The organism is Spirosoma sordidisoli, from assembly GCF_004138325.1.
GTDB classification, from domain to species: domain Bacteria; phylum Bacteroidota; class Bacteroidia; order Cytophagales; family Spirosomataceae; genus Spirosoma; species Spirosoma sordidisoli.
The window spans coordinates 1,672,188-1,685,828 of record NZ_SBLB01000001.1; the positions used below are offsets into that span (position 1 = coordinate 1,672,188).

Sequence of the window (13,641 nt, forward strand, 5' to 3'; positions counted from 1 at the left end):
AGCGAATGGGCGATTGAGTGGTAGATTCACTAACTCAACCACGCATTCACTCAATCACTCATTATACTTTTAACGCGTCGGCGATGGGGAGTCGGGACATGCGGAAGGCGGGGGCTACCCCCGACAGTAAACCGAAGATCAGACAGATCAGGATGCTTACGGCAAAAACGGTGAGGTTGAGCGTCAGATCGGCCCTGGCAATCCACCCACTCTGGTTGATGTAGGCAATAATCAGCGTCGACAGCATCAGTGCAATGGCTCCGCCGATGAACGTAATGAACAGGTTCTCGACAATGAACTGCCCGACCAGCGTTCTGACGGGCGCGCCGAACGCTTTTCGGATACCGATCTCAGAGGCCCGCTCCATGATCCGGCTCACGTTCAGGTTGACCAGGTTAATGGCCGGCAAGGCCATGAACAGGAGCATGAACAACCCCACTACGGCGTAGAAAATACCGCTGACCGACCGGTCGAAGAAGTTACGGAGCCAGGTACCCAGATACGTTTCGGCGCCGGTTTCGATGATGCTGAACCGGAAACCGTTCGATTCGTTCGGCAGCGGAATCTGGCGGATCGCCTGATCGTATTCGGCCTGAATGGTCGACATATCGGCCGGGTCGCGGGCCAGGATCAGGGCCGAATAACCTCCTGAAAAGCCTTTGCTTAGATCGGGCCGGTGGGTGGCCGTAGCGGGCAGGTACAAGTCGGCCGACGTAACGGGCCGGGTGACGGGTACCCCCCGCACCACCCCGATAATTCTGAAATCGCGGCTGTCCAGGGTGAGGTATTTGCCTACCACGGGCTGGTCGGTTTCGCCGAAATACTGTTTCTTCAGGTTGTCGGTAATGACCATGACGTTGTCACCCCGTTTCAGGCTCTGTTCGTCATAGGGTTTACCTTCTACGAAATCGAAGTCAGTAACGGTCCAGAACTGGGCGTCGGTATGCTTGATGCGGAGTTCGATACGTTTGTTGTTCACATACGTATTGGCGAACTCGAACAGGGTAGTAAGCCCCACAGCCTCTGGCGTTTTCAGCGTTTTGACGTATCGCTGCATAAACTCGTAGCTACCCGGACTTTTGTTGTGCGACTGCTGGAGTGAATCGCTGAGCGAGATCATCTGGATATACAACAGCCGGTTGCGCCGGTTTTCGGGGTAGTGGCTCCCGATGAGATGATCCAGAAACGAGGTGATCACCATCAGCACGGTCAGCGTCAGGCTGATACCAAAGAGCGTGATGAAGGTATAGAACGGGTGGCGCAGCAGGACCTTCCAGGCTATTTTTATGTAGTTCGTGAACATGGCTTTTTTTGAGAACTGGTACGTGATAACCGATGAGCAGTGCGGTGCGTGTTTATCGGCCCTCGTTCACCATCAGCAGACTATCGCCGACCATGGCCCCGTCGAAAAGCCGGACGAGCCGGTGGGTTCGTTTGGCCATGCTTTCATCGTGGGTAACCATGACGATGGTGCTGCCATCGGCGTTCAGTTGCTGCAGAATGGACATGATCTCATTGCCCATGGCGCTGTCGAGATTACCGGTCGGTTCGTCGGCCAGAATGATGGCCGGCTGACCAACAATAGCCCGCGCAATAGCGACCCGCTGTTTCTGTCCGCCCGACAGCTGGCTCGGAAAATGCTTCATCCGGTTGCTGAGCCCTACTTTTTCCAGGGCTTGCCGGGCCAGCTCCCGACGCGACGGGCCGGTTTCGTCGCCTTTCCGGTACAGCAGCGGAATCTCTACATTGTCGAGCACCGACAGATCGTTGATCAGGTGGAAGCTTTGAAAAATGAACCCGATCTTCTGATTCCGAAGGCGAGCCAGGTCCACATCGCGGTACTGGGTTACGGGCTGTCCGCCAATTTCGACCTGCCCCGTGCTGGGTGCATCGAGCAATCCCATCAGGTTCAGCAGCGTCGATTTTCCGCAGCCGCTGGGCCCCATGATCGACAAAAACTCACCCGCCCGAACGGTCAGGTTGATGTTGGTGAGGGCCAGCGTCTCGATCGTGCTGGTGCGGTACACTTTTTCGATGTTCTTGAGGGCAATCATGGGCTTTGGTGTTTATTGAATTTTGTGTCCAGCTTCAAAGTCGTACAGCGTAAGCAGCCGCAGCGTGTAATAGGCCTGCCAGTAGTCGCGCAGGGCCAGGATGGCATCGCGCCGGGCCCGGTCTTTATCCTGAATGGCAATGCCCAAGTCCGTAACCGTGAGGTCGCTCAGCTTGAACCGTTCCTGCGCAATCTGGTAGCGGCTTTGCGCAATCTGATCGGCTTCGGCGGTTAGTTTGACCTGTTGGCGGAGCATGTCCAGCAGGGTTACCTGGGTGTAAATCTGTTGTTCGAAGGTACGTTTGGCCTGCTCAACCGTTTGTAGGGTCAGCTCCTGATTGGCACGGGCGGTTTCAGTACGGGCGCGGGCCCGCCCCCACGTCATGACAGGCACCGTAAACTGAATCTCGACGAACTGGCGGTCCTGAGGCCGCACGTAGACATCGCCGGGCCGGTTACCCCGATTGGTCAGACCGAAATCGGCGTTCAGCGTGGCGTTCAGGCCGTTTTCTTTCCGGGCCTTCTCCATATCGCGCTCGGCTTCCAGCAGCTTACGCCTGAAAGCAATGGCATCGGAGCGGTTGCTGAACGCCTGCTTCAGCGCCAGTTGCAGGTCTACCGTAAAATCACGCACCTCAGTGGGTATCACCAGCTCGAACGGACGGGGCCGACCCGCCATAGCCGGGCCGTTTTCTTCTTCCCGGCTGTTCATCAGCGTCCGCAGTTTCAGCGACGCAACTTCGGCCGTTTGTCGGGCCGAAGCCAGATCTTTCCGGGCGTTCAGCACGCTCAGCTGCAGCTGCAGCAGGTCATTGCGCGATATTTTGCCAAGCTCAAGCTTGTGGCGGGCAATGGTGTAGAGGGTATCGTTGTTGGCCCGGTTGGTTTCGGCAATCTGCAGGTTTACCTGCGCTACCAGCAAATCGAAATACAGGCTGGTTGCATCGAGGGCTACCTGCTCCAGGGCTTCAATATATTGCTGGTTGCTTTCGGCATAGCGCAGCGGCTCGGTCCGGCGGTCCCACTTCATGAGGTTGAAACGAAAGAGCGGCTGGCTCAGACCGATGGCGAACGGTATGCCGTTGTAGAGGGTCCTTCGGTTCAGAAAATCATCGAACCGCTGAAACTGCTGTTGCACATAAATCGATCCGCCTGTAAACGGAATGTTCTGACTCAGCGACAGGTTAAGCAGCGAGTTATTGTTCGATACAGGCTGGAAAGCAATGGTACCATCGGGCTGTACGACCTGAACAAACGAACGGGTAAAACTCGGCAGCGACCCATCCAGGCTCAGCTGAGGCCGAAAATCGGCCAGAAACGACCGGTATTTCCAGTAGTTGGTTTTTTGCTGCGTGATGGCCTGTTTGCTGGCTATCGACTGATCCCGGGCTATCGTCACCACCTCACCCAACGTTAATTTCAGCGGCTGTGCAGCGCCCCCCGTGACTGCTATCACCAGCATAAGCAGGGTAAGCTGCACAAGCCGGCATACCCGCAAAGCCTCTGCGTACAGGCCATACACACCGTGGTCTGTACCTATTCCTTCACCATGGTCCGTGTCCTCACGGACCACTCGTGCGACAGCAACAAATTCATCCGGGCGAGTGGTCCGTGAGGAACGCAATGACAATCGGGGTGCCAACCGTACAGACCTGCCTCCTCCCGCTGAAACAAAGGTAGTTTTCATGATCAGTTGGTAGCGGGGTTGATGGTTAGCTGCTCCACGTGTTCGTACTCGCTCAGGTCGGTGATGATAACCCGTTCGCCGGGGCGCAGGCCGCTCTTGATCTCGACCCAGTCGAAGTTGGTTAGCCCGATTTCGACGTCACGTCGGCGCGCCAGCTGGTTTTCGTCCAGCACGTAGACGTACTGCCGGCGTTTGCCTTTGAAAGCCGGTCCATTGGCCACACGCACAGCCCGGGCGCTTCGGTTGGTGACGATAAATATGTCTACCTTCTGATTGGGGCGAAGGGATGCGTGGCGGTTGTCATCGAGCGCGACCGCAAACCGAACCGCATCGTTCTGAACCGACGGCTTGATCTGAGTGATCACGCCCCGCAGACTCAGTTCGTTGATACGCACGATAACCGGCAACCCTACCTGAAGCTGATCGGCATAAGCGTCGGAGCAGGAACCCTCGACCCGAAAGCTACCCAGATCGGCCAGCTTGGCCAGCATATCCCCTTCGTTGACCGACGACCCTATCGTTTCATTGACCCAGGTCAGCACCCCGGCCCGGTCGGCCACGATGTCGGCCTGCCGCAACTTCTGCGACAGAACTTTCAGGTTGGTAGCCTCGATGCTGGCCTGTAGCTGCGACTCCCGCAGGCTGGCGCTCATCGACCGGCGGTTATAGGCCAGGTCGTTTTCCAGCTGTTTCTTTTCCAGCTGAGCAATGCGCAGTGCGTTTTCGGCGCGGGTAACGTCTTCCGGCGTGCGGCCACCTACTTTCAGTAACCGCCGGGCATCGTCTACCTCCGCACTGAGCCGGTTAATGTTGAGTGATTTGATCTGGTCGTTGATATCCGCATCGTACAGGTTTTTGTCCAGCTTCATCCGTAGCTGATCGATGCCATTCTGCTTCAGCGACAGCTGATCCTGCAGCTTTTCGTATTCGATCTGCGTCAGTGACTTGTCGAGTTCAATGATAGGCTGGCCGGGCCGCACCCGCGCGCCGGGCGTCAGCAGCACCCGCCGAATGCCGGCCCGGATGGGGCTGGTAATGATTTGTTCATAAGCCGGAATAATCTCGCCGGTAGCGTTCAGCGTATTTTCGACCGGGCCTGTCTGCACAACCGCCGTCCGAATCCGGGCCGCATCGACCGATGTTTTAAGCAGCGCGCGCATGCCGATTACCCCCCCCGTCAGACCAGCAGCAACCGCGAGGCCAAGCAACCAGTTTTTTCGGCGGGAACGGGCAACGACGTCAGAGGCTAAAGCGCGGTCCATAGAATAAGCGTACAAGAGTTCGCTCTTTGTACTACCAACGCCGTGCCATCAACTAATTTCCTAACAAACAGCTATTTATCTAAAATTCAACCAAACCAATCCGTGCGATTTCGCACAGGTTGTGCGGTCTGTCAAAGCCTGCTGGCTAGTGGCGCTGGTTTGCCGTCCAGTAGCCGTTGCTTCAGCCGCCACGCCAGTCGTTCGGGCCAGGTAAAGCGCTGCCAGCGAACAGCCTGAAAAGGTGTATCTACCGCACCAAAACTCCGGTAAAAATCCACTATAGCTGGTTTTTCGGGACTTTCGAAGTCGAACCAGCCCGGCGAAGCCTCTCCGGCATAGTACCGGATGACCCGATCGATCAGCAGGGTCCGGGCGTTGCCGCGCCGACCTACCGGGCTAGCTGCGTTGAACAGGTAGATAACCCTGTTACCCTCCCGAACAAAGAGCGCTCCCGCTTCTACATGTCCATCGAGCTGCGCGTAGTACAGCTGGGCGAGCTGACGAGCCCGGAGTGAGTCGTAGAGTGCACCCAGAAGAGCATACGCCCAATCGCCGACCCCACCCGCTATAGTATCGGCATGGTAGGTTCGGAACAGCCGCAGCAACGGCTCCAGGTCTGTTGAGCGGGCGATTGTCCAGTTCATCTCTTCGGCCCGACGCAGATTCCGCCGACGGTCTCGGTTGTAGCGGCTGTAGATCGTTTCGTAACCGGCCGACAAATCGAGCAAATGTGTGGTCAGCAGGCGGATCGGCTCGGTAGGCCCGGGCCAGGTAGCCCCTACCCAAACATGCAGCCCTGAATTATACCGAAACTGCTCGTAAACCGCCCGGTAGAAGGGTGTCGGATCAACCGTCGGGTCGGCGCTGAACAGGCCCAGCAGCTGGCAGAATAGCGGCTGGTGCAGTACCCAGCGGCCGTATTTCCGACGCTGCGGCACCGGCAGCACCGCCCGGTAACGGCCTTCTTCGCCCGGCAGTACCCATCCGTCCCACCGCCAGTCGGGGCCGGGCAGTACCGCATCCAGATACCACGAGTACCCGTACACAATCCGCTGGGCCGACGCCATGACGCAGGCATCCCACGCCCGGGTATCGAGCTGATGGCGACGATAAAATTGAGGATACGGCGTAGTCAAGGCGGCACAGGCTAGCGACCGGGTCGCAGAAGCGACCGACCTATATCAACCCCCAACTTACGAATGATTACTTAAACTGCGCCTTCAGCTTCTCAACCACGTCGCGGTGTTCGGCATGTTTGGCTACCAGATCGCTGATGGTCTGAACGGCGTGGATGACGGTGCTGTGGTCGCGACCGCCAAAGTGGTACCCGATGGACTTGAGCGAAAGATCCGTTTTCTCCTTGGCCAGGTACATGGCCACCTGCCGCGGATGCACCAGTTCGCGCTTGCGGCTTTTGGCTTTCAGATCGGCAATGGTGACGTTGAAATAATCGGCTACGGCCTCCTGAACGGTATCGATGGTAACCTCGCGCTCCGAGTCGACCACGATGTTGCGGAGAGTTTTCTTGGCCAGTTCAAGATCGATTTCCCGGCGGTTCAGCGACGCCTGCGCCATCAGGGATACGATGACCCCCTCCAGTTCCCGAACGTTGGTATTGACGCTATGGGCCAGGTACTCGATAACGGCATCGTCGATATAGATCCCTTCGGCCTGGAGTTTCTTCTGGATAATGGCGATGCGGGTTTCCAGGTCGGGCGTTTGCAGATCGGCGGAGAGGCCCCACTTGAACCGCGACAGCAGCCGGTCTTCCAGCCCATCGAGCGCACGCGGAGCCCGGTCTGAGGTCATGATGATCTGCTTGCCCGACTGATGGAGGTGGTTGAAGATATGGAAAAAGATTTCCTGAGTTTTCTCCTTCTTCTGCAGAAACTGCACGTCGTCAATGACCAGTACATCGACCTGCATGTAAAACGCCGTGAAGTCGCGAATACCGTCTGACCGGACAGCGTTCAGAAACTGGTTCGTAAACTTCTCCGACGTAACGTACAGTACAAACTTGCTCTGGTTGTTATTCTTGATGTAGTTACCGATAGCCTGCACCAGATGAGTCTTCCCTAGTCCTACGCCCCCGTGAATCATCAGCGGGTTGAACGACGTGATGCCCGGCCGTTCGGCTACGGCATACCCCGCCTGCCGGGCCAGCCGGTTACAGTCGCCCTCTACGTAATTGTCGAAGGTATAGGTCGGGTTGAGGTACGAATCCAGCGTGAGCGAATCGAGGTCTTTAAGCTGGAACGGACTTTTGAGAATATCGGGGTTAACGTTGTCGGGCTTGGCCGTCTGGGGCGACTTGGTCGTCGGCACGTTCACCGTCAGCGGCCGGTTCTTTTCGTCGCCTTTGTCAACGATGATCGAGTACTCGAGCTGCCCGTCGCGACCGATGGCCGTGTCGAGGGCTTTCCGGAGGGCATGTACGAAGTTCTCTTCGATAAACTCGTAGAAGAACTCGCTGGGTACCTGAATGGTCAGCACGTTGCCGTTAAGCCGGAACGGAACAATCGGTTCAAACCAGGTATTGAAACTGTGTTCGGGCACGATCTCCCGAATGACGCTTAGACAGCGGTTCCAAACCGTTGTTAATTCGCGTTGCATATTAGGCTGGGTCGTTCCGTTCACGGGGTACTGACTGATTACGGTGGTGTCGCTCAAAAAAGGGAGACAAATGTAGGGATTTATCCGGCCGGATACCCCGCCCCCCGCTACGTTTTTTTCGTCGGCACACTCTGCCCCGCCAGCTCCCGCTCCTGTTCGTTAAGCTAAAGTTACGCTTTACCGCCAGAACGTCAACGGCATACGCTAATCCCTTTGAATAATGCAAACCCACGAGGCCGCTGGCCCCTATCAAAGCGGTTTTGCCCCCGAAAAGAGAAAGTGCTACTTTTACATCGTATCGTTATCGATTTTGTATGGAGCCGCTCCCTAGCCATGTATTCCCAGCCACCAGCAAAGCCGACTGGCTGGCCCAGGTTCGGAAAGAACTGAAAGACGAGTTCGCCGATGAGAGCCTGCGCTGGACCATCGACCCGGTGGCCCCAGACAACGGCCTCACAGTCGACGCGTATTATACCGCCGACGACCTGACCGGATTGCCGCTGGCTACCATTCAGGAGGCCCAGCACCAAACCAACCGCGTCGGCTGGCTCAACGCCCCCGAGTATCACATTACCGACCCAGCGAGCCAGTCGGTCACGCTCCGCGATGCGTTGACGCGCGGAGCCGATGCGCTGCTCCTGTCGCTGCCCGAAGACGTCAGCCAGACCGACGGGAACCTGGCCCGGTTGCTGCATGGCATCAAACTCAGCGATACGCCGGTTTATTTCCGGCTGTCGGGCAGTCCGGTTCCTTTCCTCAACAGCCTGCGTCCTATGGCGCCTTACCAGCTCAAAGGCGGACTACTAGCTACAGCCTCCGTTGAGGAAATTGTTGAAGCCACCCGACTGACGGCCGACTCGCCCCAGTTCAGAACCATCAGCATTGGCAGCCACGATTTTCATAATGCTGGGGCTTCCGCCGTTCAGGAGCTGGCTTTCACCCTGGCGCGGCTGGCCGATCAGTATAAGGCACTCCTGGCAGCGGGGTTATCCCTTGACCAGCTGGCGGCCCGGACGCTGCTCTCAGTATCGGTGGGCACCAGCTACTTTGTCGAAATAGCCAAGCTGCGGGCTTTGCGGGTACTTTGGCTCCGGCAAATGGCCACCTACGCCGACACCGGGTTTCCGGGTCCTCTGCTCCTGGCCCAGACATCTACCTTTTACGATGCGGCCGTTACGCCCTATACCAACCTGCTCAGGGCCACTACCGAAGCGATGGCGGCCGTCATTGGCGGCTGCAACGTGCTAACTGTTCATCCGTACGACACGGTTTTGAAGGCCCCGGGCGAGTTCAGCGAGCGAATTGCCCGCAACGTGTCGATTCTGCTGAAAGAAGAAAGTTACCTCGACCGGGTGGCCGATCCCGCTGCGGGTAGCTACTACATCGAGACCCTGACCCACCAGCTTGCCGGGCAGGCCTGGTCTTTATTCGGCCAGGTACAGGCCATGGGGGGCTTTCAGACAGCGATGGAAACCGGTTTCGTTCAGGCCGAAATTGATCGGGCGTATCAGGCTAAGGTCGAAGCCGTTCGTGGCGGTAAGGTGCTGGTGGGTGTAACGAAGTTTCGGTTCGACGACGATACGACCGCCGAAGCCGCTGCTCCCCCGGCTGGCCTTCCCCGTTCGACCGGACTGCCCGACCGCCGACTGGCCGCCGAGTTCGAGCAGCCATATCAGTAACCTTAACTAACCATGGCAAAACGCTGGACAGAACGCCTGGACTCTTTTACCCGCGCGGTTGGACAACTCCGCTCCGCAGCAGCAAAAAACGACTATACTGAACTTGAGCGCGCCGGTCTGATTCAGGTGTTTGAATACACCTTTGCGCTAGGCTGGAAGCTGATGCAGGATTACTGTCGGGAGCAGGGTTTCGAGGTTAACTCCCCGCGCGAAGCCATACAGACGGCACTGGTCGCCAGGCTGATTACAGAACCTGATGGCTACGAGTGGTTAGACGCCCTGAAGCAACGTAACTTACTGGCTCATACATATGATGAGCAGCGCAGTCTGGAAGCGGAAGCGCTCATCAAACAGCGGTATCTTGTCATCATCGAGCGTTTATACGAGACATGTCAGCAGCTATAACATTTGGGTTACGCGACTCGGATCTGGCCTATATGCGTGCGTTGTTTCAGCAACATACCGACATTGAGCAGGTATGGATCTATGGCTCCCGCGCCAAAGGGACCAACCGCCCAGGCTCCGATATCGATCTGGCCCTGACCGGACCGGCCTTACGACCCGAAACCGTCCGTCAGGTGCATTTTGAGCTGGAAGAAGACAGCCCCATGCCTTTCTTCTTCGATGTCGTACACTGGAATACAGTTGGCAACGAGAACCTAAAGAACGAAATTCAGCGAACGGCACAGCTTCTGTACCAACGTCCTTCCTAAGAATATGGAACCTACTCTCATCAACATACCGTCTTCAGCGTCACCGGCCAGCCCGCCAGCCTTCACTACGGCCGAAGGCATCCGGCTCAAGCCCCGCTTTACCGTTGCCGATATCGCCGGCCCCGATGGGCAACTGGCCGACCATTTGTCCTACGCAGCGGGTATACCGCCGTTTCTGCGGGGGCCCTATGCCAGCATGTACGTACGCCAGCCCTGGACCGTACGGCAATACGCCGGTTTCTCAACGGCCGAAGCCTCGAACGCCTTCTACCGCCGAAATCTGGCAGCTGGTCAGAAAGGGCTATCGGTCGCCTTCGACCTCGCCACCCACCGAGGCTACGACTCCGATCATCCACGCGTAGTCGGCGACGTCGGGAAGGCGGGTGTAGCCATCGATACGGTCGAGGACATGAAAATCCTGTTCGACCAGATACCGCTCGATCAGATGTCGGTCAGTATGACCATGAACGGCGCCGTGCTGCCGGTTATGGCGTTTTACATCGTAGCCGCCGAAGAGCAGGGGGTTCCGCCCGAAAAACTGTCGGGGACTATTCAGAACGACATCCTGAAGGAATTCATGGTGCGCAACACCTACATCTACCCGCCCGAGCCTTCGATGCGGATTGTGGGGGACATTTTTGCGTATACCAGCCGCCATATGCCCCGGTTCAACTCCATCAGCATCAGCGGCTACCACATGCACGAAGCGGGTGCCCCGGCGCATCTGGAGCTGGCCTATACCCTGGCCGACGGGCTGGAGTACATCCGCACGGGCCTGCGGGCCGGTATGGGAATCGACGAGTTTGCGCCCCGGCTCTCGTTCTTCTGGGGCATCGGCATGAACCACTTTATGGAGATTGCCAAACTACGGGCCGGGCGGCTTCTGTGGTCAAAAATCGTGAAACAGTTTGCGCCGAAGAACCCGAAGTCGCTGGCGTTGCGGACCCACTGCCAGACGTCGGGCTACAGCCTGACCGAGCAGGACCCGTTCAACAACGTAGCCCGCACGACGATTGAAGCCCTGGCGGCTGCACTGGGGGGTACCCAGAGTCTGCATACCAACTCGCTCGACGAAGCCATTGCGCTGCCAACCGATTTCTCGGCCCGGATTGCCCGGAACACCCAGCTCTACCTGCAGCACGAAACCGACATTACCCGCGCCGTTGACCCCTGGGGCGGGTCTTACTATGTAGAATACCTGACCAAAGAACTGGCCGAGCGAGCCTGGGCCCTCATCGAAGAGGTAGAGCAGCTGGGCGGCATGACCAAAGCGATCGAAACCGGTTTACCCAAGCTTCGCATCGAAGAGGCAGCCGCCCGCAAACAGGCCCGCATCGACGCCGGGAAAGACGTCATCGTGGGCGTAAACCGCTATCGGCCGGCTTCCGAAACCGAAATCGAACTGCTCGAAGTCGACAACAAGGCCGTTCGCGATGCGCAGATCAACCGGCTGAACCAGGTCAGGAGCAGCCGCAATAACGAGCAGGTCAGTGCCGCGCTGCAGGCCATTACCCGGGCCTGTCAGCCAGACGCCAGCCAGCCTGCCCAGACCGACACTAACCTGCTGGCCCTGGCCGTTGAAGCCGCCCGGCACCGGGCCACCCTGGGCGAAATATCAGACGCTATGGAAGACGCATTTGGCCGACACAAAGCCACGATCCGGGCTATATCGGGGGTTTACTCCGCCGAAGTTTCGGACGACGAGAATTTCCGGATGGCCCGCCAGATGGCCGATCAGTTTGCCGAACTCGACGGTCGGCGCCCCCGCATTCTGGTGGCGAAAATGGGGCAGGACGGCCACGACCGGGGCGCCAAGATCATTGCTACCAGCTTTGCCGATCTCGGCTTCGATGTCGACATGGGTCCGTTGTTTCAGACACCCGCCGAAGTAGCCCGGCAAGCGGCCGAAAACGATGTGCACCTGGTAGGGGTGTCGAGCCTGGCCGCTGGTCATAAAACCCTGGTCCCCCAGCTCATCGATGAACTCAGACAAATTGGCCGCGATGACATTATGGTCATTGCAGGCGGGGTCATTCCGGCGGCTGACTATCAGTACCTCTACGACGCGGGGGTCAAGGGTGTTTTCGGGCCGGGCACGGTTATCTCGGTAGCGGCCCAGAAAATTCTGACGGAGCTGATGGCTACGTAGCCGCTTCGTCGGCCGGCCAGTAAAGCGTGAAGGTAGCCCCGACGCCGGGCTGTCCGTCGGCGGTGATGATCCCACCGTGATGGTCCATGATACGCTGGCAAAGTGCGAGCCCCGTTCCGGTGCCGGCGGGGGTGTCGCCAGTACTGTTCAGCCGCTGAAACAGACCGAAAATCTTCTGGTTATAGACTGGATCGAAACCCATACCGTTATCGGCCACCGTAAGCCTGTGGCAGGTAGCCGACTTGATAGCGGCCTCTGTAGGCACCTCGCTGGACGAAACTTTGCCGTAGGTGATCTGAATCACCGGTTTTACGTCGGGTCGGGTATACGTAAGCGCGTTTCGGAGCAGGTTTTGCAGCAACTGCCCGAACATGAACTCCACGACCGATACAACAGGCAGCGGATCGGTTATAAGGGTTGCTTGCTGCTGCCCGATAGGCTCCTCCAGCTGGTTTTGAAGCTGAGTCAGTAACTGGTTCAAATCCACCAGCTGACGCGGGCGGACCACCAGATTGGTACGGGCGTAAGCAGCCAGGTTTTTGATCAGCGCCTGCATCCGTTCGGCGGACTGCATCGACCGGTTAAAATAGGTCTGCCCTTCTGTCGAGAGCCGATTTGCCTCGCGTTCCAGAATCAGGCTGTTGAACATCCGGATTTTACGCAGCGGCTCCTGCAGGTCGTGGCTGGCCGCAAAGGAAAAAGCACTCAGTTCGGCGTTGCGCTTCTCAAGCTCGCGGTTTTTTTCGGCCAGTTGGCGGTTCAGGTGCTCCAGATGCAGTTCCTGCTGCTTGCGGGCGGTGATGTTCATATCGATCCCGAACACGCCCAGCGGCTCACCCTTCTCATTATGAATAATACGCCCGATGGTGTGGATAAAGATTTCCCGGCCCAGTTTGTCGTAGCGCCGGTACTCCATCTCCAGATCCTCCCCGTTCAGCGCCCGCCCGATGGCACTCTGAAGAATAGGCAGGTCATCGACGTGGGTGGTCTGGGCCACACTGTCCAGGTCTACCTCTATCTCGCCAGGTTCGTAGCCCCAGAACAGATACATCTCGGGACTCCACCGAATCCGGGTATCGCCAAAGTACCACTCCCAGCTGGCCATACCAGCCATGCGCTGCGCCTGACTCAGCTGGGCCTCACGCAACAGCAGTTTCTCACGAATAGCGCGCTGCGATTCATCCGAATCAGTATCGGCGGGAACAGAATTAATGGGCATACTCTTCATACACAGCAACCGGCCATACACAGGCTCATCAAAAGTACTCCCTTTTCCGGCCGTGACTCCCAGTAATATCAAATAAAACTGGCTTAGCTAATTATCTACACAAAACTCACCAGTTGGTATGAAAAACAAGCCAGCCCGTAAACTGTTTACGCGTAGCCAGGCCGGGCGCAGGCAGCCATACGCTTACCGACGGCCCGTTTGCCTGGAGCCACAAAAAAAACTGGGTACCTGACCAGCGAACCGGTCTGATACCCAGC

At 57.6% G+C, this 13,641-nt stretch carries 11 protein-coding genes; 4 read left to right on the forward strand and 7 right to left on the reverse strand.

Going from position 1 to position 13,641, the window contains the following annotated elements; all coding sequences use genetic code 11:
- Window positions 1–61: 61 nt before the first annotated feature.
- From EQG79_RS07180 to dnaA, 6 genes are all read right to left on the reverse strand, one after another.
- A complete protein-coding gene (locus EQG79_RS07180) occupies window positions 62–1,303 on the reverse strand; it encodes an ABC transporter permease (RefSeq protein ID WP_129600917.1) in 1,242 nt (413 codons plus the stop codon).
- A 52-nt stretch (window positions 1,304–1,355) separates the two neighbouring features.
- Window positions 1,356–2,054, reverse strand: a complete 699-nt coding sequence (locus EQG79_RS07185; RefSeq protein WP_077920776.1) for an ABC transporter ATP-binding protein — start codon at window positions 2,052–2,054, stop codon at window positions 1,356–1,358.
- A 12-nt stretch (window positions 2,055–2,066) separates the two neighbouring features.
- Window positions 2,067–3,515 (reverse strand): TolC family protein, encoded by a 1,449-nt coding sequence (locus tag EQG79_RS07190; protein ID WP_129600918.1) that lies wholly within the window; start codon window positions 3,513–3,515, stop codon window positions 2,067–2,069.
- 227 nt (window positions 3,516–3,742) lie between these two features.
- Window positions 3,743–5,002, reverse strand: coding sequence for an efflux RND transporter periplasmic adaptor subunit (locus tag EQG79_RS07195; RefSeq protein WP_129600920.1), 1,260 nt, complete (start codon window positions 5,000–5,002; stop codon window positions 3,743–3,745).
- Between the two features lie 131 nt (window positions 5,003–5,133).
- Window positions 5,134–6,138, reverse strand: coding sequence for a GNAT family N-acetyltransferase (locus EQG79_RS07200; RefSeq protein WP_240699293.1), 1,005 nt, complete (start codon window positions 6,136–6,138; stop codon window positions 5,134–5,136).
- A gap of 67 nt (window positions 6,139–6,205) precedes the next feature.
- Window positions 6,206–7,615 carry a chromosomal replication initiator protein DnaA gene (gene dnaA / locus EQG79_RS07205; protein WP_077920913.1) on the reverse strand — a complete coding sequence of 470 codons (1,410 nt, stop codon included), beginning with the start codon at window positions 7,613–7,615 and terminating at the stop codon, window positions 6,206–6,208.
- Between the two features lie 314 nt (window positions 7,616–7,929).
- Here dnaA and EQG79_RS07210 point away from each other — a divergent pair, with 314 nt between their 5' ends.
- The 4 genes from EQG79_RS07210 to scpA are packed head-to-tail and all read left to right on the forward strand — an operon-like array spanning window position 7,930 to window position 12,156.
- Entirely contained in the window at window positions 7,930–9,294 is a 1,365-nt protein-coding gene (locus EQG79_RS07210; RefSeq protein WP_129600922.1) for a methylmalonyl-CoA mutase family protein, read from the forward strand.
- Window positions 9,295–9,306: 12 nt separating this feature from the next.
- Window positions 9,307–9,699, forward strand: a complete 393-nt coding sequence (locus EQG79_RS07215; protein WP_129600924.1) for an HI0074 family nucleotidyltransferase substrate-binding subunit — start codon at window positions 9,307–9,309, stop codon at window positions 9,697–9,699.
- Complete coding sequence (locus tag EQG79_RS07220) at window positions 9,684–10,007, forward strand: nucleotidyltransferase domain-containing protein (RefSeq protein ID WP_077920770.1); 324 nt, start codon at window positions 9,684–9,686, stop codon at window positions 10,005–10,007. Before EQG79_RS07215 ends, EQG79_RS07220 begins: the two co-directional genes overlap by 16 nt.
- Before the next feature lie 4 nt (window positions 10,008–10,011).
- Window positions 10,012–12,156: a methylmalonyl-CoA mutase gene (gene scpA, locus EQG79_RS07225; RefSeq protein ID WP_129600926.1), complete on the forward strand. Its 2,145-nt coding sequence runs from the start codon at window positions 10,012–10,014 to the stop codon at window positions 12,154–12,156.
- Here the strand turns inward: scpA and EQG79_RS07230 are convergent.
- Entirely contained in the window at window positions 12,149–13,375 is a 1,227-nt protein-coding gene (locus tag EQG79_RS07230) for a sensor histidine kinase (RefSeq protein WP_165358846.1), read from the reverse strand. The genes scpA and EQG79_RS07230 overlap by 8 nt on opposite strands.
- Window positions 13,376–13,641: the final 266 nt, after the last annotated feature.